At 45.3% G+C, this 1,297-nt stretch carries 1 protein-coding gene; it reads right to left on the reverse strand.

Going from position 1 to position 1,297, the window contains the following annotated elements; all coding sequences use genetic code 11:
- A partial coding sequence (locus tag R7P67_RS24755) for a diguanylate cyclase domain-containing protein (protein WP_318086311.1) occupies positions 1–1,297 on the reverse strand: 1,297 nt, incomplete at both ends.

The raw sequence follows: 1,297 nt of genomic DNA on the forward strand, positions 1-1,297 counted from the left end.
ATCTTGTGCAGATGACTTGCTTGCATCTCCTGATTAAACAGACTGTACGCATTACGCTGTTTCTTCGCTTGATACATGGCGATATCTGCAGAAAGCAGCAGCGCGTCTAAGTTGTCGCCGTGCATTGGGTAGAACGCAATCCCAATGCTGCAACTGAGCAGGAACTGGTTATCGTTAACGTTATATGGTTTGGAAAGCGTTTGAATCAGCTCGCTTGCTAGATCTTTGATGGTCTCTTCATCAGTTCGATTAACGATAAAGATGAACTCGTCGCTTGCCTCACGGACGATCAAACGACCTTCGCCCGAGAAGTGGTTAAGGCGAGTCGAGATCTGTTTTAGAACTTCGTCACCAAATTCGTGGCCGTGTGTGTCATTGACCGATTTGAAGTTATCGATATCAATGAACATTAAGGTGAACGGGTTACTGCTGCCACACATCCAACGTTGAATGTTGGAACGTAAATATTCGCGATTAGGTAGGCGAGTTAGATGATCATGACAAGCTTGGTAAAGCAAACGCTCTTTGGTTTCGTGTTCATTGTTAGCGATTGAGCGAAACAGCGCATAAAACGCTGCTTGAACGATCAGAAAGACGATGCAGTAAAACGCAAATTGGCTGTAAAAGCCGCGCTTAATGAAGCCCAAATCGGTCGACGACGCCGCCCATAAGCCATAATCAGGAAGGTATTTGAGTGTGATTAATTCATTCAAACGTTGGGTGTCGACGACGACATTGATTGCTCGGGTTAGCTGTTTTACTTGGTCGGTATCCCAGCCGTAGTCTTGCTGGATTTGATCCAATAAGGCTTGTTTATTTAAATCATCGGCGGGCTTTTGATAGTCCTTGATCGTGGTGTCTTCAGATGAGCTAAACGTAAGGTAGCCGTCGTTTCTAATTAGGGACACGCGATTGTGTTCATTAGCATGAATGTCGTTACGAAACACTGACGACGTATTCATGTTAAAGCCAGCCGTCATTACCGCTTGTACTACGCCATTTTTATCTGGAATCGCTTTACGAATGGGAATAACTAACGAATCTTGCGCTTCCATAAAGTAGGTTCTGCCGATCACCATGCGATCGGAGTTCAACGCTTCAAGGAAGGTCTCTCTGGTGAGCGGATCTTGCTTGAGATTGTGTAGCTTTTCCAAAATCAAGTTCGAGCTAACGGAAATGTAGTCACCGTTGGGATTGGTCAAGCCAAAACCGATGATCGCCGGATGAATGTTGAGAAGTTTATCTAACATTGGGCGAGTTTGAATGGCCGCGGTACGAGTGAAGCTATTTTGCTCCA

The sequence above is a fragment of the Vibrio sp. Vb0937 genome, assembly GCF_033338855.1.